Source organism: Pseudomonas sp. 43(2021) (assembly GCF_017490805.1).
Classification (GTDB): Bacteria; Pseudomonadota; Gammaproteobacteria; order Pseudomonadales; family Pseudomonadaceae; genus Aquipseudomonas.
This window is the reverse complement of sequence record NZ_JAFGYJ010000169.1, coordinates 1-605: the sequence shown is the minus strand read 5'-3', so window position 1 is coordinate 605 and position 605 is coordinate 1. Positions and strand designations below refer to the sequence as shown.

The following is a 605-nucleotide window of genomic DNA, read 5'->3' as shown; positions in this document are numbered from 1 at the left end:
ATTCAAATGGAAGCGCTGTGCGAAACCATCGAAAAGAATTTGCAATCGATGCAGCGTGATTCCTTGGGGGATGTGCGCAGGGTTGAGGAGCCCGCTTGAGGCGCTGCTTAAGCAGCAGCGCTTTTCATCAGATGCGCAGTGACTATTGACGAGTGTCCGCCGCCTCGGCCGGGTAAAACTCGCCCTGCTTGCCCATTTCTTCGAGTCGTTCGCGCGCTACCGCCTCAACACGGGCCACTGCGTCTCGATCGTCAGGGTCAACCAACTGCAAGCACAGGCGTCGAACATTTTGGTCATGGGTGCCCTCGCTGAGCATTTCGTGGGTGAAGACTTGCTCTCCACGCCACAGGCATAACTGGGTATGAGTCCCGCCGAGCCATATCTCGTTGATTGATCTCAGATCAGTGGTAGCGAGTTGATCTACGGTAATTGTCTTATCCATTGCGCCGTACCTTGAAAGAGCTTGTGTACAGGTACGACTTGCAGGCGTAGCTAGACGTTCAAGTCGTCGACAGTCCACCCACGCCCCACTTATTCGGAAGACTCTTATGAAATCGCCAAAAATCGAAGATTACATCGCTCAATGGCCATTACTGGGCGTGGAC

1 protein-coding gene and 1 pseudogene are annotated in these 605 nt (G+C 53.7%); one reads left to right on the top strand and one right to left on the bottom strand.

What is annotated here, in order from left to right:
* Positions 1 to 99, top strand: a pseudogene (locus J5M71_RS29440) (effector protein); the annotation flags it as partial.
* A 43-nt stretch (positions 100 to 142) separates the two neighbouring features.
* Here the strand turns inward: J5M71_RS29440 and J5M71_RS26575 are convergent.
* Positions 143 to 442: a hypothetical protein gene (locus tag J5M71_RS26575; protein WP_207807237.1), complete on the bottom strand. Its 300-nt coding sequence runs from the start codon at positions 440 to 442 to the stop codon at positions 143 to 145.
* Positions 443 to 605: the final 163 nt, after the last annotated feature.

Excerpts from the sequence above, each read along its gene's own strand:
- J5M71_RS26575 (WP_207807237.1), bottom strand. The coding sequence starts at position 442 with ATGGATAAGACAATTACCGTAGATCAACTCGCTACCACTGATCTGAGA.